18 protein-coding genes are annotated in these 16,377 nt (G+C 65.8%); 7 read left to right on the top strand and 11 right to left on the bottom strand.

Translation table 11 applies throughout. The features are described 5' to 3' along the window. Positions 1–146 precede the first annotated feature (146 nt). Positions 147–1,100, top strand: a complete 954-nt coding sequence (locus tag R5H29_RS20145) for an alpha/beta hydrolase (RefSeq protein ID WP_332329725.1) — start codon at positions 147–149, stop codon at positions 1,098–1,100. 107 nt (positions 1,101–1,207) lie between these two features. Here R5H29_RS20145 and R5H29_RS20140 read toward each other — a convergent pair whose 3' ends face one another. Further along, the gene (locus R5H29_RS20140) at positions 1,208–3,856 is read right to left on the bottom strand and encodes an excinuclease ABC subunit UvrA (RefSeq protein ID WP_332329724.1); all 2,649 of its coding nucleotides are present in this window, start codon (positions 3,854–3,856) and stop codon (positions 1,208–1,210) included. A 177-nt stretch (positions 3,857–4,033) separates the two neighbouring features. Between R5H29_RS20140 and R5H29_RS20135 the strand changes: the two genes are divergently transcribed. From R5H29_RS20135 to R5H29_RS20125, 3 genes are all read left to right on the top strand, one after another. Beyond that, entirely contained in the window at positions 4,034–4,312 is a 279-nt protein-coding gene (locus R5H29_RS20135) for a hypothetical protein (RefSeq protein WP_021202427.1), read from the top strand. A 123-nt stretch (positions 4,313–4,435) separates the two neighbouring features. Then, complete coding sequence (locus tag R5H29_RS20130; protein ID WP_019659705.1) at positions 4,436–4,690, top strand: hypothetical protein; 255 nt, start codon at positions 4,436–4,438, stop codon at positions 4,688–4,690. Then, on the top strand, positions 4,687–5,109 hold the full coding sequence (locus R5H29_RS20125; RefSeq protein ID WP_134729265.1) for a low affinity iron permease family protein: 423 nt from the start codon (positions 4,687–4,689) through the stop codon (positions 5,107–5,109). Before R5H29_RS20130 ends, R5H29_RS20125 begins: the two co-directional genes overlap by 4 nt. A gap of 30 nt (positions 5,110–5,139) precedes the next feature. Here R5H29_RS20125 and R5H29_RS20120 read toward each other — a convergent pair whose 3' ends face one another. Genes R5H29_RS20120 through R5H29_RS20110 form a run of 3 tightly spaced genes read right to left on the bottom strand, consistent with a single transcriptional unit; the run spans position 5,140 to position 9,832 of the window. Continuing rightward, positions 5,140–7,041: an FAD-dependent oxidoreductase gene (locus R5H29_RS20120; protein WP_332329723.1), complete on the bottom strand. Its 1,902-nt coding sequence runs from the start codon at positions 7,039–7,041 to the stop codon at positions 5,140–5,142. 54 nt (positions 7,042–7,095) lie between these two features. After that, positions 7,096–9,642, bottom strand: coding sequence for a DNA ligase D (gene ligD / locus R5H29_RS20115; protein ID WP_332329722.1), 2,547 nt, complete (start codon positions 9,640–9,642; stop codon positions 7,096–7,098). 13 nt (positions 9,643–9,655) lie between these two features. Then, positions 9,656–9,832: a DUF3606 domain-containing protein gene (locus R5H29_RS20110; RefSeq protein ID WP_019659710.1), complete on the bottom strand. Its 177-nt coding sequence runs from the start codon at positions 9,830–9,832 to the stop codon at positions 9,656–9,658. Positions 9,833–10,080: 248 nt separating this feature from the next. On the opposite strand from R5H29_RS20110, the gene R5H29_RS20105 reads away from it, so the two are divergent. Further along, the gene (locus R5H29_RS20105) at positions 10,081–10,578 is read left to right on the top strand and encodes a ferritin-like domain-containing protein (protein WP_019659711.1); all 498 of its coding nucleotides are present in this window, start codon (positions 10,081–10,083) and stop codon (positions 10,576–10,578) included. 39 nt (positions 10,579–10,617) lie between these two features. Here R5H29_RS20105 and R5H29_RS20100 read toward each other — a convergent pair whose 3' ends face one another. The 3 genes from R5H29_RS20100 to R5H29_RS20090 are packed head-to-tail and all read right to left on the bottom strand — an operon-like array spanning position 10,618 to position 12,576. Further along, positions 10,618–11,352 (bottom strand): DNA-formamidopyrimidine glycosylase family protein, encoded by a 735-nt coding sequence (locus tag R5H29_RS20100; protein WP_164143756.1) that lies wholly within the window; start codon positions 11,350–11,352, stop codon positions 10,618–10,620. Beyond that, positions 11,345–12,112, bottom strand: a complete 768-nt coding sequence (locus R5H29_RS20095) for a DUF72 domain-containing protein (RefSeq protein WP_332329721.1) — start codon at positions 12,110–12,112, stop codon at positions 11,345–11,347. The genes R5H29_RS20100 and R5H29_RS20095 overlap by 8 nt, the downstream gene beginning before the upstream one ends. Then, positions 12,109–12,576 carry a BLUF domain-containing protein gene (locus tag R5H29_RS20090; RefSeq protein ID WP_019659714.1) on the bottom strand — a complete coding sequence of 156 codons (468 nt, stop codon included), beginning with the start codon at positions 12,574–12,576 and terminating at the stop codon, positions 12,109–12,111. The genes R5H29_RS20095 and R5H29_RS20090 overlap by 4 nt, the downstream gene beginning before the upstream one ends. A gap of 303 nt (positions 12,577–12,879) precedes the next feature. On the opposite strand from R5H29_RS20090, the gene R5H29_RS20085 reads away from it, so the two are divergent. After that, entirely contained in the window at positions 12,880–13,203 is a 324-nt protein-coding gene (locus R5H29_RS20085) for a KGG domain-containing protein (RefSeq protein WP_058982980.1), read from the top strand. Positions 13,204–13,324: 121 nt separating this feature from the next. Here the strand turns inward: R5H29_RS20085 and R5H29_RS20080 are convergent, their stop codons facing one another. The 3 genes from R5H29_RS20080 to R5H29_RS20070 all read right to left on the bottom strand — a co-directional run bounded on the left by R5H29_RS20080 (position 13,325) and on the right by R5H29_RS20070 (position 15,367). Beyond that, positions 13,325–14,233: a manganese catalase family protein gene (locus R5H29_RS20080; RefSeq protein WP_332329720.1), complete on the bottom strand. Its 909-nt coding sequence runs from the start codon at positions 14,231–14,233 to the stop codon at positions 13,325–13,327. A 39-nt stretch (positions 14,234–14,272) separates the two neighbouring features. Continuing rightward, on the bottom strand, positions 14,273–14,794 hold the full coding sequence (locus tag R5H29_RS20075) for a ferritin-like domain-containing protein (RefSeq protein WP_332329719.1): 522 nt from the start codon (positions 14,792–14,794) through the stop codon (positions 14,273–14,275). A gap of 156 nt (positions 14,795–14,950) precedes the next feature. Then, positions 14,951–15,367 carry a hypothetical protein gene (locus R5H29_RS20070; protein WP_227844341.1) on the bottom strand — a complete coding sequence of 139 codons (417 nt, stop codon included), beginning with the start codon at positions 15,365–15,367 and terminating at the stop codon, positions 14,951–14,953. Between the two features lie 131 nt (positions 15,368–15,498). Between R5H29_RS20070 and R5H29_RS20065 the strand changes: the two genes are divergently transcribed. Beyond that, complete coding sequence (locus R5H29_RS20065) at positions 15,499–15,891, top strand: response regulator (RefSeq protein WP_026346987.1); 393 nt, start codon at positions 15,499–15,501, stop codon at positions 15,889–15,891. Positions 15,892–15,904: 13 nt separating this feature from the next. Here R5H29_RS20065 and R5H29_RS20060 read toward each other — a convergent pair whose 3' ends face one another. Next, positions 15,905–16,303 carry a BLUF domain-containing protein gene (locus R5H29_RS20060; RefSeq protein ID WP_332329718.1) on the bottom strand — a complete coding sequence of 133 codons (399 nt, stop codon included), beginning with the start codon at positions 16,301–16,303 and terminating at the stop codon, positions 15,905–15,907. Between the last annotated feature and the right edge of the window lie 74 nt (positions 16,304–16,377).

Raw genomic sequence — 16,377 nt, 5'->3', positions numbered from 1 at the left:
TCTCCCTTGTCAACGGGCGATCGCGAGCGATTCGCTTGCCCACATCCGCGCAAGACGATCTATCAAGAAATTCGGACTTGTCATATCCCTGGCGCCTGATCGCGGGCGCAAAGTACGTCCCACCACCCACCCATGAGAGTTCCCGCATGAACACCTTCGCCCGTACCCTGGCCGTTGCCACCCTCGCCCTCTCGGTCCAGGCCGGCCTGTCCGCGCAGGCCGCCGAACCGGCCACGCCGGAGGCAGTCACCAGCATCGCGCGCACCGCCAGCTACATCACCACCGCCGATGGCGTGCAGCTGTACTACAAGGACTGGGGCCCGAAGAACGGTCCGGTCGTGACCTTCAGCCACGGCTGGCCGTTGAACTCGGACAGCTGGGAATCGCAGATGATCTTCCTGGCCAACCACGGCTACCGCGTCATTGCCCATGACCGTCGCGGCCACGGCCGTTCCAGCCAGCCGTGGGATGGCAACGACATGGATCACTACGCCGATGACCTGGCCACGGTGATCAATACGCTGGACCTGCACGATGTGACCTTGGTGGGCTTCTCCACCGGTGGCGGCGAAGTGGCGCGCTACATCGGCCGGCATGGCACCGGGCGGGTGAAGAAGGCCGTGCTGATCAGCTCTGTACCGCCGTTCATGCTGAAGACCGCCGACAACCCGAACGGCCTGCCGATCGAAGTGTTCGATGGCATCCGCAAGGCACAGATGGATAACCGCGCGCAGCTGTACAAGGACATTCCGTCGGGCCCGTTCTATGGCTTCAACCGCCCGGGCGCGAAGGTGTCGCAGGGGCTGATCGATGCGTGGTGGGCACAGGGCATGCAGGGCGGCCACAAGAACACCTACGACTCGATCGCTGCGTTCTCGGCCACCGATTTCCGCGCAGACCTGAAGAAATTCGATGTGCCCACCCTGGTCATCCACGGTGACGACGACCAGATCGTGCCGATCGATATCTCAGGCCGCCAATCGGCGAAGCTCATCAAGGGCGCAAAGCTGATTGTCTACCCGGGTGCGCCGCACGGCCTGACCGACACCCACAAGGACAAGGTCAACCAGGACCTGCTGGCGTTCCTGCAGGAAAAGTGAGCCGCCAGGGGTTCCGGCGATGCGCCGGAGCCCGCTTTCTGTTGAAAGGCGCGGCCTGCATGCTGGACTTCCGGCGCTGGGGATCGATAGCCGAGCATGGCTCGGCTCTACAGTGGAGCCAGCTCGCGCGCAAGGAACGGTGCCGTCCTGCTGCCCTTGGCGTGGGCCACCTGATGCGGCGTCCCAGCCGCCACGATGGTGCCGCCCGCGCCGCCAGCGCCCGGGCCGACGTCGATCACCCAGTCGGCCTGTGCGACAGAACGCATGTCGTGCTCGATCATCACTACCGTGTTGCCTGCGTCCACCAGCCGCTGAAGCTGCATCAGCAGCCTGTCCGCGTCTGCTGCATGCAGGCCGGTGGTGGGTTCGTCCAGCACGTACAGCGTGCGCCCGCGCTGGCTGCGCTGCAACTCTGTGGCCAGCTTGATGCGTTGCGCCTCACCCCCTGAAAGCTCCGTGGCCGGCTGGCCCAGCCGCAGGTAGCCCAGGCCGATCTCCTGCAGCAACTGCAGCGGGCGGGCGATGGCCTCTTCCTCGGCGAAGAAGCCATGGGCCTGGTCCACCGTCATCTGCAGCACCTCGGCGATGTTGCGGCCGTTCCACTGCACCCTCAGCGTGGCTTCGTTGTAGCGGGCGCCGTGGCAGGTGGGGCATGGTGCATAGACGCTGGGCATGAACAGCAGTTCGACGCTGACGAAGCCCTCGCCTTCGCAGGTTTCGCATCGGCCCTTGGCCACGTTGAACGAAAAGCGACCCGCGTCAAATCGGCGGCGGCGCGCGTCGGGTGTCGCGGCGAACAGCTTGCGCACGTGATCGAACAGGCCGGTGTAGGTGGCCAGGTTGGAGCGTGGCGTGCGCCCGATGGGCTTCTGGTCTACCTGCACCACGCGCTGGATGGCGTCCACGTCGCCGGCCAGCTGGCCCCGCGTGGCTTCGATTACGGTGGGTCCTTCGGCAGGTGCGCTGTCAGCGCTGTCGTCTACCGTCTCATGCCCGAGGTGCAGCAGTATCAGCTCGGGCAGCGCTTGTGCCATCAGGCTGGACTTGCCCGATCCGGAAATGCCGGTCACTGCGGTCAGAAGCCCCAGCGGCACCTGCGCGTCCACGCCCTGCAGGTTATGGCGATGGATACCCTTCAGCTCCAGCCAGCTGATGGCACTGCGCTGCCGGCTGGCCGGCGCAGGCACCTGGTCGAACAGGTACTGCGCCGTGCGCGAATCCTGAACGTTGCGCAGGCCGTCGGGCTCGCCACTGTAGAGAACGCGTCCGCCATGTTCCCCTGCCTGCGGGCCCACATCCACCAGCCACTGCGCGCGACGCATCAGCTCCAGATCGTGTTCAACAACGAACACCGAGTTACCGCCGTCGCGCAGGCGTTCCAGCGCGTCGTACAGCGCCTGGCTGTCGGCCGGATGCAGGCCGGCCGAGGGTTCGTCGAGCACGTACAGCACGCCGAACAGCAGCGAGCTGAGCTGCGTGGCCAGGCGCAGGCGCTGCAGTTCGCCGGCCGACAGCGTGGGCGTGGCGCGATCCAGCGAGAGATAGCCCAGGCCGAGCTCGCGAAGTTGTCGTACCCGCGCCATGACCCCACCCGCCAGCCGTTGTGCCGCCAGGCGCTTTTCCTCTGACAGGGCTGAGGTCAGGCGCACGTCGGGGGCGCCTTCGTGGGTCGCGCGGCCACTTGCTGCCCGCTTGGCGCGATCGCGGGGCGTTGCACGCCTGCTGGTACGCGCGCCGTGGCTGTGTGCACTGAAATCGCCCTGCGCGATGGGCTCGAGCAAGGCCGCCAGCTGGTCCAGCGGCAGCCGCATGAACTCGCCGATGTCCACGCCGGCGAAGGTGACCGAAAGCGCTTCCGGCTTCAGGCGCTTTCCCTGGCAGGCGGGGCACAGGCGGCCTTCCATGTAGCGGGAAACACGCTTGCGCATCAGCGCGCTCTGGGTGTTGGCAAAGGTGTGCAGCACGTAGCGGCGTGCGCCGGTGTACGTGCCCATGTAGCTGGGCTCCAGCTTGCGCTTGAGCGCGGCGCGGGTCTCGGCCGGCGTGAAGCCGGCATAGACCGGCACCGTGGGCGTTTCCTCGGTGAACAGGATCCAGTCCCGGTCCTTCTTCGGCAGCTTCTTCCACGGCGCGTCGATGTCGTAGCCCAGCGTGACCAGGATGTCGCGCAGGTTCTGGCCATGCCATGCCGGTGGCCAGGAGGCGATGGCGCGCTCGCGGATGCTCAGCGATGGGTCCGGCACCATCAGTGCTTCGGTCACCTCGTAGACGTGCCCCAGGCCGTGGCAGGTGCTGCAGGCACCCTGTGGGGTGTTGGGCGAGAAGTCTTCGGCGTACAGCATGGGCTGGTGGGCCGGGTAGGCCCCTGCCCGCGAGTACATCATGCGCACCAGGCTGGACAACGTCGTCACGCTGCCCACCGATGAGCGCGCATTGCTGGCACCGCGTTGCTGCTGCAGGGCGACCGCCGGTGGCAGCCCGTCAATGGCATCCACGTCGGGCACGCCGGCCTGATCGATCAGGCGACGCGCGTAGGGCGCGACGGATTCGAAGTAGCGCCGCTGCGCCTCGGCGAAGACCGTGCCGAAGGCCAGCGAGGACTTGCCGGACCCCGACACGCCGGAGAACACCACCAGTGCATTGCGTGGAATGGAGACATCGACATTCTTCAGGTTGTGCTCGCGCGCACCGCGCACCTCGATGCAGCCGCTGGCTGCGGCAGCACATGACGATTCGCCAAAGGGGGTGTTGGACATCTCAGCATTCCTGCATTCGGTGGGCGGATCGCGCATGGTGCGCCCGAGCGGCCATTGTCGCCGCTGTGGAGTGAATGGCGCGAGGGCGCCGGAGGCGGGATGTTGTCTTCACCTCCCCTTCGTACGGCGTTGCCCAGCCAGGGGCTAGCGTGGGGTGCCCACACATCGGAGGCCCTCATGCATCCCGACGTACTTGGCTGGGCCGCCACGGCGGTGCTGATGGCAACCCTGATCCGGCAGATGGTGAAGCAGTGGCAGTCGTCCCACCCGGAAGCCGTATCCAGGTGGCTGTTCGCGGGCCAGATGACCGCTTCTGCGCTGTTCACGGTGTACAGCGCGATGCTGGGGAGCGTGGTCTTCGTGGTGACCAATGCGATGCTGCTGTTGACGGCGGTGGTGGGCCAGGTGATGGCGTGGCGCCGCCGCGGCAGACGCCGGGCTCCTCCACCCTGCTGATTGTTAACGCGTGTTGCCTGAAGGTTTGACATCACGTTGCCCCACTCTTGATGGGGCCGCTCGCAGCGCACTCCTATGCTGGGCCCGCCACCTGAGGGGTGGTGATCAACCTGGAGATGCACCATGCAACGCGACCAGAAAGACCTTCCCCATCCGGACCAGGAGGCGCAGCGCCCCGATCCTGTCAGTCCGCTGCAGGCGAGGCTGCACAACCGCCGCAATCATGACGAGGCGCTGCAGGAAACCTTCCCCGCCAGTGACCCGATCTCCCCCTTCGTCGCTGCGCCAACGCCGGAAGAGCAGGACAAGCGCCTCGGGGAGCGGGTCAAACTGCCAGACCGGCACACGGATGAGGAGGCCGCGGGAGGTGACCAGTGATCCGGCGCGGTTTCGCCCGTGTCGCGGCCGCGACGGCGCGATTGTCCGGCAGCCTGGGGGCATTCGTCGCAGCGCTGGGGGTGATCATCGCCTGGGCTGCCAGCGGGCCGGCCTTCCACTTCAATGACACGTGGCAGCTGGTGGTGAACACAGGAACCACCATCGTGACTTTCCTGATGGTGTTCCTGATCCAGCATACGCAGAACGCCGATACCGCCGCGCTGCACATCAAGCTGGACGAACTGATCCGCGTGAGCAAGGACGCCAACCAGGAGTTGTTGAACCTGGAGTCGATGGAGCCGGCCCATCTTGAAGAGATACGCCAGCGTTACGAGGCACTGGCCAAGACCGCTGCAGACATCAAGTCCAAGAAGGAGCGCTGCATGCCCTGCGATGCGGACGCGGCCGCCGAAGCCTGAGGTCGCGGCTCCGGCGGCTACCTGCACCTATCACTGTTCTGGCGTGAGGCCCTGCCTGGCAGGGCCTTCCAGCAGCGCTCCGGTGGCCGAAAAGCGGCTGCCGTGGCAAGGGCAGTCCCATGTGCGCTCATGGCCATTCCATTGGACAACGCACTTCAGGTGCGGGCAGAGCGCCGACATCGTGTGCAGGCGCCCACCCTCGTCGCGGTAGACCGCAGTGCGCTTTCCATCCACGTCCAGCAGTGCGCCGCAACCACGGGCCAGCTCACTGGGCGAGCGCGAGGACGCCGTGGCAAGGCGATCTCCCACCATGTGCCGCGCCACCGTGGCGTTGGTGCGGGCCCAACCAGAGGCCGAGCGCACCGGGGTGAAACGCATGGGGCTGAGCAGCTGCTCGATCTCGCTGGCCGTGCCGATGATTCCCTCGGTGATCGCGCGCGCGGCCACGCCTGCCCAGGTCAAACCGTCCGGCCCATAGCCGGTAGCGACCCACACATTATCGTGCGCGCTGCTGCCGATGTAGGGCAGCTGGTCGGCTGCACGGAACTGCTGCGCGGACCAGCACAGCGGCTCTCCCTGCACGGTGAAATTGCGATGCGCGTCGGCGACCAGATGCTGGGCTGGATCCATCGGCGGCGTTTCGCCGGTGCGGTGGGTCTCGCCGACCAGCACCAGCCAGTCACGGCCATCAGTACCGCGCACCCCGCGCAGCGATCGGTGCCGATCGGCAATCCAATGAATGCCTGCCGCGGGCGGCGTGGCAACCGGTACCGCCACGCCGTATTCGCGGTAGACCTCCATCTCGGCCTGCACCAGGTTGAAACCTGCTGGCGAATGGGTGGCCAGCACGAAGTGCCTGGCGTGGATGCGGGCGCCGTCGGCCGTCGCAACGCCGGCGGATGCCTCGATGCTGTTGATCCGGGTCCAGTCGTGGATGCGCACCCGGCCCGCCAGATGTCGCGCCAGCTCAATGCAGAACGCCGCCGGATCCAATTGCGCCTGATCTGCAACGCGGAAGGCGTGGCCCAAGGTGAACGGCAACCCGGACTGGTGGTGTTCGCACTGAAGGCCGACGCGCTGATAGGCCTGCAGCTCACGCTCGAATCGCGCAGTGACCTCGCGGGTGCGTTCCTGCATGCCGTACTGCATGGCCACGCGTTCGAAGCCACAGCGCAGATCGTAGCGGTGAACCAGTGTTTCGATGGACCGCAGCGCCTGCTGCCGCCACTGCACGACACGGCTGGCCGTGTCACCGCCCCAACGGGAGACCAGATCGGCCAGCCGGGAGACGGGCGCGTAAAGATTGCCGGTGGACATCACCGTGTTGCGCCCACCGATGGGCCCCGCATCGACCACCAGCACATCCAGCCCGGCATCGGCCAGGCGGGCCGCTGTCAACAGGCCGGTCATGCCGGCGCCAACCACCAGCACGTCCGCCCGCGTGGTTCCGGCAAGTGGGCGAAAGCTGTTCGAATCGCTATCACGGGACCATAGGCTGGCGCGCAGTAACGGGTCGGTCATGAAATGCACCCTTGCAGAGTCAGCTGGAAGTCTTCCCTGATACGCCGCCGGGGGTGAAACAGCCGTGGGGCGACCGTGCAGAAAATCCTCACACACGTAGCCGTAGCGATGCCGAGCAGGGGGTGGCTGAACATCGCGTAGACGGCACGCCTGCGTCCGCTGTGCGGCCCACAACACCCTTCTTGCGGTGCGCGCGGTTGCCAGCTTGCCCGGAAGGGGGAAACCGCAGTGAGCACGCACCTGGAGATCGACCTGATGATCCCGCAACTGGAGGAAATGCTGCCGGAATGGGCGGCGTTCTACCTGGAGCAGCAGTTCATGCGCATGCTCGCCGAAGCGCTGGACTACATTGCTGCCAGTGCGGACCCGGAGGCCCGGCTGTACTGCGTGATGCGCACCGGGCACCTCCATCTGTGCAGCGGAGAGATTCCGTGGCCGGCGGGCCATGGAGGCCCTGGCCGTTTGCTACGGGTCTGCCTGCGCCCATCGCGCGAGATTCTGTTTCACTTTTCCGATGTCGGCCCACGGGTCCTTGCGGCGTCGTTTGAGCTTTGCCGGCACATCCTTGATCGTGAACCCGTCGGCGCGCTTGAGTTTTGACAGATCACTCCATGCAATCGGCAGCGCCACCGGTGCCCCCGGCCTGGCCCGCAGCGAGTAGGACGCGACCGCCGTTGCACCGCGCCCATTGCGCAGGTAGTCGACGAAGATCCGCTTGTTGCGCAGGCTTTTGGTGGCCGTTGCCACGAACCGCTGGGGCTCGGATTGCGCCAGCGCTTCGGCGAAGCCTCTGGCGAAGCGCTTGGTCAGGTCCCAATCACATCCCGGATCGAGCGGCACGACCACGTGCAGGCCCTTGCCGCCGGATACCCGGAGGAACGACTCCAGTTCCAGCTGCGCCAGCAGTTTGCGGATGTCGGTGGCCGCTTTCCTGACCTCGGCAAAGGGAACGCCGGGTCCTGGATCCAGATCGAACACCACCCGATCGGCCTTGTCGGGCGTTTCGGCGTGGCTGCCCCACGGGTGGAATTCCAATGCGTTGAACTGCACCAGTTCCAGCAGGCTGGCCGGGTCACGCACCACCAGGTAATGGGCGTTTATCCCGCTTTCCTCCTTGAGCTTTACTGCGTCGACCAGCTCCAGCCCGGCCGTATGGTGTTTCTGGAAGAAGCAGGGCTTTGTGGCGCCACTGGGGCATCGGATGATCGAGAGCGGGCGATCAATCACCTCGGGAAGCAGGTGCTCCATCACTGCCGTGTAGTAATTCCACACGTCCTGCTTGGTGTAACCGTCGCCGGGGAACAGGATCTTGCCCGGAGAGGACAGCGATGGCGCCGCGCGATCCGCCACCGGTGCCAGCCTGGTCTTGCGCGCAGGTCGCGGGGGTGCCGGTGTGCGCGCCGCCAGGGCCGTTCCAGCGCGATCGGAATCGGCGAGGTCGGCGATATCCTTGTCCGCGCGCACCGCCTTCAGCGACGCCTGGCGCAACAGCTTCTGCCCGCCGATGCCGCGGTAGAAGACCTCCACCACGAATCGCGGCTCGAACCAGGTCGCAGCGCGCAGGTCGGTGTCCTGGGTGGGCACGTACGCGGTTGGCTTGCGGCCGCCACCGCCCTTGATGCGCTTGCTGATCTCGCCGATCAGCTCGTCCGAGAACCCGGACCCCACCCGGCCGGCGTAAAGCCAGCCGTGCTCCGCATCTGGCCGGGCCAGCAGCAGCGCCCCGAAGCCGGCACGGCTGCCTTTGGGTGCGGTGTAGCCCACCACCGCAAACTCGTCGCTGGCAAGCTGTTTGGTCTTGCGCCAGTCATCACTGCGGCCGCTGTGGTAGCTGCGGTCGGCGCGCTTGGAAATGATGCCTTCGAAATGCTGCTCACCGGCCAGGCGATAGGCCTCGTCGCCATCGCCCTGCACATGGGAACTGAACGCCAACGGGCTGCCCTGCCCTTCCAGCAAGGACTGCAGCAAGGCCTTGCGTTCCAATAGCGGCGCATCGGCGACGTCCACGCCATCAAGATGCAGCAGATCAAACAGGGCATACGTCAGCACGCCCTGGCGCTCGCCGGAGAGCGTGGCCTGCAGCAGGTTGAAGTCCTCCTTGGTGCCGGCGCCGGCGATGAGCTCACCGTCCAGTGCGGCTGAAGTCAGGCCCAGCGCCGCCACCGCGTCACGTATCTCGGGGATCTTGCCGGTCCATTCCAGTGCATTGCGGGACCACAGCTGCACCTCGCCCTTGGCGACCGTGGCAAGGATGCGGTACCCGTCCCACTTGATTTCGTGGACCCACTGCTCGCCCTGGGGCGGCGCGTCTCCCAGCTTGGCCAACTGCGGTTCGAATGGACCGGACGGCGCTGCGGCCTTTCTTGCCTTGCTGAGCGCCAGCGCCTTCTTCGCCCAGTTCGTTCGCCGGGTACGCTTGGCGGGTACTGCGGTGAGCCGCTTCTTCGCGTTCTTGCCTGACCCGGCCCGCTTCAGATCTTCCGCGGGCGCTTCAGCGACATCCGCCAGCAGATCATCTGCCTCGATGTCGCTGGCGAATTCGTCGTCATCCTTGAACAGCAGCCACTGCGGTTGGCGCGCCGGCTTCCCGGAGCGGACCAGATGCCATCCGCCCTTCAGTTTGGCGCCGAACAGTTCGAATCGCAGATGGCCCTTGGCGAGCTGGGCTTCCGGGTCGCCCTGCGTCGCCCACACGCCATGGTCGAACTGGGCCACATGGCCACCGCCGTACTGGCCTTTGGGGATTTCGCCTTCGAAGGCCGCATAGTCGACAGGATGATCTTCCACCTCCACCGCCATGCGCTTGACCTTCGGGTCGTAACTGGGCCCCTTGGGCACGGCCCAACTCTTCAGCGCGTCCCCTACCTGAAGGCGGAAGTCATAGTGCCTCCGGCTGGCATGGTGCAGCTGCACCACGAAAATGGCGCGTTGCCCTTTCGGTAGCGCCTTGCCCGGCTCGGGCTCCTTGGTCTTGTCAAAACTGCGCTTGCGGCGGTACTCGACCAGGGACATGGGCAACTCCGCGCTATTTTCCCAGATGCTTGCGGACAGCAACGACGGTGGGTCCGACCGCCGCCACAGCAGCACGAAGTTCCTTGGCGGACACGCCCAGCGTGGTGGTCCAGTACTGCAGCTCGTAATCTTCGTTGACGTTGATGCGATCCCGGTCCGGACGGCCGGTTTTCTGCTTGTCATCGCTCATGGGAGTCTCCGCGCGTGGTCGGGCGTGAAGTGACCGTACCGGCCGGTGCATGGGCACGAGGCGATGCCATTGTGAAGCCATGGCGAAGGCCTGGCGGCACCGGCGCCAACCCGCAGTGGCGGTTCCCGCATCGTGAAGGGCACGCGCACGGTTCACGTGGACCTTCACATGCCGCCTTCACCTGGCACCTGCCTGATCGCAACCGGGAAGACCCTACGCTGATCGCTCCACTCACTGCGGAGCCCAGTATGGCTATCAAGACGGCGGAAGACCTGTTCATCCACGAACTCTCGGATATCTACAGCGCCGAGAAGCAGCTGACCAAGGCCCTCCCACGCCTGGCCCGTGCGGCCGAGAATCCGGACCTGGCCACGGCGTTTGAGACGCACCTGGAAGAGACCCAGGGCCAGATCGAACGCATCGACCAGGTTGTCGAGATCCTGGGCATTCGCCTGAAGCGCATCAAGTGCGCGGCGATGGAGGGCCTGGTGGAGGAAGGCAAGGAAGTGATCGACAGCATCGACAAGGGCCCTGTGCGGGATGCTGCGCTGATCGGCGGCGCGCAGAAGGTCGAGCATTACGAGATTGCGTCCTACGGGACCATTGCCGCGCTGGCCAAGCAGCTGGGCTACAAGGACGCCCTGCCGCTGCTGCTGGAGACGCTTGAGGAAGAGAAGGCCACCGACGAAAAGCTGACCCTGCTGGCCAAGGGCGGCGGCAACGCCAAGGCCGCGCAGGCCGCCTGATCGGCGCGCCTTGGAACCCGGCTGCCACGGACGGCGGCCTCAGTGCCCGTAGAGCACCTGATCATTGGGGCAGAAGAACGTGCGCCGCCGCGTGGTCCCCATGTAGAGCTTGCTGATTGGGCCACCGCACAGGGGACAGACCTTCTTCGTGTGCACCTGCCAATGCTTCTTCAGCTCGAAGCGCCGCTTCCATTCCAGAAAGTCGAAGCTGTAGGCGCGCGCCTGTTCGATCAGCGCGGTAAGCCTGCGTGGCGGCAGGTCGCCCAAGCGGGTGGCGGGGTGCACGCCTGTACGGAACAGCACCTCGTTCTTGATGATGTTGCCCACGCCGGCAAAGACCGTCTGGTCCAGAAGCGCATCGCAGACCATGACTTCCGGCATTGCCTTCAGTTTGCGCCGGGCCAGCTTCGGATCCCAGGCATCGTTCATCACGTCCGCGCGCCAGTCGTAGACGTCGTCCAACGGCTCGTCGATCAGCCGCACGGAACACGCATAGAAGTTCAGCTCGCCATTGTCGAACAGCAGGGATACACGCGCCGGGGTTGGCTTCCGTTCGTCGATGCGCCAGCTGCCGAACATCATCAGATGGATGCGCAGTGTGTGGCGGCTGAATTCCAGCAGGAAGTGCTTGCCCCAACTGCGGACCGCCTTGACCCTTCGGCCCTGCAGCGGCGACAGGTCGATGCGGCTGTTTCCGGAGACGGTGCGGACCACGTGCCCTTTGAAATGGCTAGTGGCTTCGCGCAGCAGTACGATGGAAGGACCTTCAGGCATGGGCGTTCTCCTGCAGCAGCGCCTGCAGGCGCAGTGCGTTGCCGGTGGCATGGCCCAGTGCTGTATTGTCCAGTACGAACCAGGACGGCCGTTGCGCATCAGCTTCGCGCCGCAGCCCTTGCGCCAGTTCCGCCAGGGCCTGTTCGCTGTACGCACTGCGATAGATCTGCGGCTGGCCGTGCCAGCGCCAGTAGCTCCACGCACGATCACCGCCGGGAACCGCTGCCGCCGGCACACGTGCCGGATCTGCGGCTACCCGTGCAACACCATGCGCGCTCAGCAGCGCATCCACGTCCGCCGTGAACCAACTCGGATGCCGCGGCTCGCACGCTACATCGGCCTGCGTGCGCGCGCGCAGGCCCCGCAGGAAGGCTTCGGCCGTGGCCGTGTCGTACACCAGGCTGGGCGGCAGCTGCAGCAGCAACGGACCGAGCTTTCCACCCAGCTGCAGCACGACCTCAAGGAACTGTTCGAGCGGCTGCATTGCATCGCGCAGCCGACGCTCATGGCTGATCTCGCGCGGGAGTTTCACCGCGAACCGGAAGCCCTCCGGAACGCTCGCCGCCCATCGCGCGTAAGTCCTGGGCTGGTGCGGTCGATAGAAGGAAGAGTTGATCTCCACCATCGACAGGCGTGTGGCATAGCGATGCAGTAGGCTGTCGCCCGCGCCGAACGCTTCCTGATCCGCCCGCGGCAGCGACCATCCCGCACAACCGACGCGTGGTGGGCCGGACGCAACCGGGGCGGCTGTGGCCTTCATCGTGCCAGCTGCCCGTCTGGCTCGATGATGCCACCCGCGCTTGCTTCCGTCTGCGATTGCGAAACCGACAGTAGTCGATCCAGGGCACTGGTGCCCGACTGCAGCGCCGACGCGCTGCGCACGAATCCGGTCCAGTCGGAAATGGCGATCTTTCCCAGCGCGAGCTCATCCACCCGCACGCTGCGCATCCGCCAGCGCGGAAACTGTCGGCGACCCACCCTGCCCCGGTTCAGTTCGACGATTCCGCTGTGGCTGCTTGCAGCCAGAATGCGCGTGTACACCGCCTTGACCCCTGCCTCCGGGCCTTCCAGGTACTGCAGGAAGCGCGAGCCATCGAACAGCAATGTGCCGGTGACATCGGCGGACTCGTTGAACTGCACCGCCTCCGCCACGAGTTGCTGCAGCCGCTGTTCCGTCAGGTTGCGGGAGGCTTCACTTACATAGGCAATCGCTCTGAAGGGCATGGCACCACCGGTTGTTGCAGACCGCTCTACCTTAGCCACACCGATCGTACGCGCGGTGAGACCGGTGTGGAGGCTGCGTCGAACTGTGGCGTGTACCTTCCGCATCGCGTTGACGCACGGTTGGGCCGCCGAACGTGTGTCTGCCACTGTGCGCACGCGTGCAGGGATGTTCGTGGAGGCCGGATGAGGAATCAGAGCCTTCCGGATGACGCGACGTTGGCGGTCGTGCCACCGCCGTCTAGCGCCGGATCTGGAAGATGGTCGCTGCCGCCAATGAGGCGGCTGAACCCAAGGAGACTTTCCATGGCCAACCAGAACCAGAACCAGGGCACCAGCAACCGCGGTTTCGCTTCGATGGACGAGGACAAGCAGCGCGAGATCGCCGCCAAGGGTGGACGTGCCGCGCACGAGTCAGGCAACGCCCATGAATTCAGCTCGGAAGAAGCACGCGAAGCCGGCCGCAAGGGCGGCGAAGCAGTGAGCCAGGACCGCCAGCACATGGCTGACATCGGCCGCGAAGGCGGCCAGAACAGTCGCGGTGGTGGCAACCAGGGCGGCAACCAGGGCGGCGGGCAGCAACAGCAGGAACGCGGCGGCGGCAACAACCGCGGTGGCCAGCAGCGCTGATCGGCGCTGAAACCCGTTGCATCCCTTCGTGGGCGGACGTGATGTCCGCCCACTTTTGTACGCCCCACGCGGCTCAGGGGCGTTGCAACCGGAGCGCCGCGAACGGGCGCCCCGGCTTCTTTCACGGCTCGCGTGGCGGCAGGTCCAGTGCACCTGCACCCGGGCCTGCCCCCAGCTCGGCCCCGGTGGCCGGCCGCGCTTCCGGGTCGGAGAGCGTGCGCAGGGTCATGGCCTGCACCGCCGCTTGTTCGCGCGGGTCCAGGTCCACCGTGCCGCCGCCGTCGCCACCATCCACAGCGGCCTGTGCGTCGCGGTCGCTGACCCGCTCCCAGAGCTCGCCGCTGTTCCAGCTGCCCTGCAGATCGTCGGCGCCGTCACCCTGCGACATGTCCATGTACAGGTCGGTGAACGCCGGATCCCCCGGCAGCTTGCCCGGTGGGAAGTTGGGCTGGATGCTGTGCAGCGCTTTCTCGAACGACTTCATGTGCGCGATCTCGCGGGTCATCAGGAAGCGCAGCGCATCCTTGATGCCCGGGTCGTCGGTAACGTTGATCAGGCGCTCATACACCAGCTTGGCGCGCGCTTCGGCCGCGATGTTCGAGCGCAGGTCGGCGGTGGGGTCGCCGATCGAGTCGATGTAGGCGGCTGTCCACGGCACCCCGCTGGAATTGACCAGCGCGGAGCCGCCGCCGTACAGGATCTGTTCGGTGTGGCTGGTGCTGTTCTGGCCCAGCAGCCGCATGTCCTCGGCCTCGGCAAGCCCTTCGGACTGGATCGCCTTGGGCCCGCGGTTGAGCATGGCGATGATGGTGCCGATGATCTCCAGATGACTGATCTCCTCGGTGGCGATGTCCATCAACAGGTCCTTGCGCCCGGGATCGCATTCGCCAAGTCCCTGGGTGAAGTAGCGCATCGCGGCGGCCAACTCGCCCTGTGGGCCGCCGAACTGTTCAAGCATGAGGCTGGCGAGCTGCGGGTTGGATTCGCGGACGCGCACGGTATACATCAGTTTCTTGTGATGAAAGAACATGAGGGCTTCTCCGGTGGCTGGTGTGGGCTGGCTTCGGGGTCAACGCTTGGCCTGGGCGCCGGGCGTTTCGTCACGGTTGAGGAACGCTCCGACCAGGCCGTCCTGGTGGTCCTCCAGCCAGTGCGCCATGGCAACCTCTTCCTGCAGGATCTGGCCGCACACCGCCGCAATGTCGGGCGCGCCGGCGCGCTCGGCAGCGATTACCAGCGCCCTGTACGTGGCGATCTCGGTGTTCTCGAAGCCAAATGAAAGGCCCACGCTCTTGACCACCTCGTCCTCCATGAGCGTGTTGCCGGCGGCGTGGATGGCGGCGGTCATGCTCGCGAACAATCCCTTCGCGGTGGGCACGCTTCCTCCCAGCGCCTCAATGCACTGCCGCAGTGAGGCAGCCTGCCCCTGCGTCTCCTGGACGTGCTGGCTGATGCGTGCGGCAAGCTGGGGATAGTTCTCGATCCGCGAAGCCATGGCCTTCATCATGGTCTCCGCTTCCTGTTCCATGGCGTAGGCGTCCTGCAGCCACTTCAGCAGGCGCTCGCTTCGGGCGGTGTTCTGGTCTGCCATCTCGATCTCCGGTGCGGGGCGACATGCCTCCGGAGACCATCGTGGAGCGAGCGCAATCACCGCGTTGTCGGGCGATGTGAGCCGCCGCAGGTTGGCATTGCACGCGGCGCTGATGCAGCGATAACATCCGCACCCCGGACTGGACCCGGGGCGCCCTCAGGTCGCCAGGGCGCTCGATGCGACCGCGCCCGCCCTGGGGCCCCGGGGGCGGGTGTTCGAAGCGCCCCCGCCGTCCGCCGCCATCACGGCCTGCATCACGCGGTGTTGAGCGCGGTGCCCACCCCCGTCCACGCCCACGACATAGACAAAACGGCCATCAAATTTGGCCTGTGCGCCTTCAAGGGCATCGTCGGCCTGCAATGCCCGCTTCAGCGACTTCATCCACGTCCGTTCAGGCGTACGGTCCAGTTCCACGACAATGGCGGCGCCGCCACAATCGAGCGGCATGCACTCGATACGCAGCACGCCTGGAGAGGCCGCTTCGTTTCCGGATAGAGGCATGACAGAAACTCCGATACAGGGGTCGGCGGCAGTATCCACAGCGCATGCCAAGAAGCCGTCAACGAGATCCATAAGGCCGTCCACGCCTCCTCCACGAGGTTGGCACGCGCGCAAGGCTTCGCGCCGGACTGACAATGCGCACGCAGGATCTTGATGCAGCACAGCAGAAACTCGTGTTCCCAGGACAACACAGGCATGTACGCATGCAATCCGCAATGAGCCAGCGCAGATGCAACCTGCTGCTGGTGGAAGACCAACTCGACCTGGCCGCACTCATGGAGCACGCCCTTGAGGACGTCGGCGATCAGGTGACGCATGCCTACAGCGTGTTCGACGCTCTCGGGCTGCTGGACACACAGCGATTCGACGGGGCCGTGCTCGATGTCGAACTTCGCGACGGTGTGGTCTTTCCCGTCGCTGATCGCCTGGCAGAGCTCGGCATCCCCTACCTGTTCGTCTCTGCGGTCTACGACCAGCTGGTGCCGCAGCGCCACCGGCGCGCAGCCTTCGTTGCCAAACCGTTCCATGTGAGTCAATTGCAGGACACGGTTCGGCGCGTGCTGGGCGATACCTGCGCGCAGCCGCCCCCGCATTGAATCCATGCAACCGTCACCCCAGGTGCGGGGCTACCACCAGGCCCAGCTGGCGCAGCGCGCCACCACGGGAGAGGCCATCCCAGTTGCCGTGCGCGACGCTGCGGATCTCGGAGGCCTCAACCCACAGCAATCGCATCGACCAATAGGGAAAGAACCTCCCGGAAACCCTGCCGCGGCCCAGTTCGATCAGCTCGCGATGGCTGCGGGCACTGAGAATGCGGCTGTACACCACGTTGATGCTGTCTTCCGGCCCCTCGATGTACTGCAGGCAGCGGAGCCCGTCATAAAGAAGCACACCCGTAACGCCGGCTTCAAGGTTGAAGCGGGCGGCGGCCCTGGCGAGGTCATCCACATGGTCCATGGAAAGCCCCGATGTCGCCTCACTTGCGTAGGCGACTGCACGGAGGGGCACATTCGTTCCTTCTGGCGCAGGAAATTTCCTGCTCGTCCATCATCGCTTCGCGGAGGTAGGCAGGGATGAGGGCC

The sequence above is a fragment of the Stenotrophomonas sp. A3_2 genome (genome assembly GCF_036624925.1).
Taxonomy (GTDB): Bacteria; Pseudomonadota; Gammaproteobacteria; order Xanthomonadales; family Xanthomonadaceae; genus Stenotrophomonas; species Stenotrophomonas hibiscicola.
This window is presented reverse-complemented; position numbering and strand designations above follow the sequence as displayed.

Bases quoted from the DNA above. Each gene is read 5' to 3' on its own strand.
- R5H29_RS20145 (WP_332329725.1), top strand. From the start codon at position 147: ATGAACACCTTCGCCCGTACCCTGGCCGTTGCCACCCTCGCCCTCTCG.
- R5H29_RS20140 (WP_332329724.1), bottom strand. From the start codon at position 3,856: ATGTCCAACACCCCCTTTGGCGAATCGTCATGTGCTGCCGCAGCCAGC.
- R5H29_RS20135 (WP_021202427.1), top strand. From the start codon at position 4,034: ATGCATCCCGACGTACTTGGCTGGGCCGCCACGGCGGTGCTGATGGCA.
- R5H29_RS20130 (WP_019659705.1), top strand. From the start codon at position 4,436: ATGCAACGCGACCAGAAAGACCTTCCCCATCCGGACCAGGAGGCGCAG.
- R5H29_RS20120 (WP_332329723.1), bottom strand. From the start codon at position 7,041: ATGGAGGTGCCCGGTGCGCATCACGCAGTACAGCCGGGCCTCCGGGTC.
- ligD (WP_332329722.1), bottom strand. From the start codon at position 9,642: ATGTCCCTGGTCGAGTACCGCCGCAAGCGCAGTTTTGACAAGACCAAG.
- R5H29_RS20110 (WP_019659710.1), bottom strand. From the start codon at position 9,832: ATGAGCGATGACAAGCAGAAAACCGGCCGTCCGGACCGGGATCGCATC.
- R5H29_RS20105 (WP_019659711.1), top strand. From the start codon at position 10,081: ATGGCTATCAAGACGGCGGAAGACCTGTTCATCCACGAACTCTCGGAT.
- R5H29_RS20100 (WP_164143756.1), bottom strand. From the start codon at position 11,352: ATGCCTGAAGGTCCTTCCATCGTACTGCTGCGCGAAGCCACTAGCCAT.
- R5H29_RS20095 (WP_332329721.1), bottom strand. From the start codon at position 12,112: ATGAAGGCCACAGCCGCCCCGGTTGCGTCCGGCCCACCACGCGTCGGT.
- R5H29_RS20090 (WP_019659714.1), bottom strand. From the start codon at position 12,576: ATGCCCTTCAGAGCGATTGCCTATGTAAGTGAAGCCTCCCGCAACCTG.
- R5H29_RS20085 (WP_058982980.1), top strand. From the start codon at position 12,880: ATGGCCAACCAGAACCAGAACCAGGGCACCAGCAACCGCGGTTTCGCT.
- R5H29_RS20080 (WP_332329720.1), bottom strand. From the start codon at position 14,233: ATGTTCTTTCATCACAAGAAACTGATGTATACCGTGCGCGTCCGCGAA.
- R5H29_RS20075 (WP_332329719.1), bottom strand. From the start codon at position 14,794: ATGGCAGACCAGAACACCGCCCGAAGCGAGCGCCTGCTGAAGTGGCTG.
- R5H29_RS20070 (WP_227844341.1), bottom strand. From the start codon at position 15,367: ATGGATCTCGTTGACGGCTTCTTGGCATGCGCTGTGGATACTGCCGCC.
- R5H29_RS20065 (WP_026346987.1), top strand. From the start codon at position 15,499: ATGCAATCCGCAATGAGCCAGCGCAGATGCAACCTGCTGCTGGTGGAA.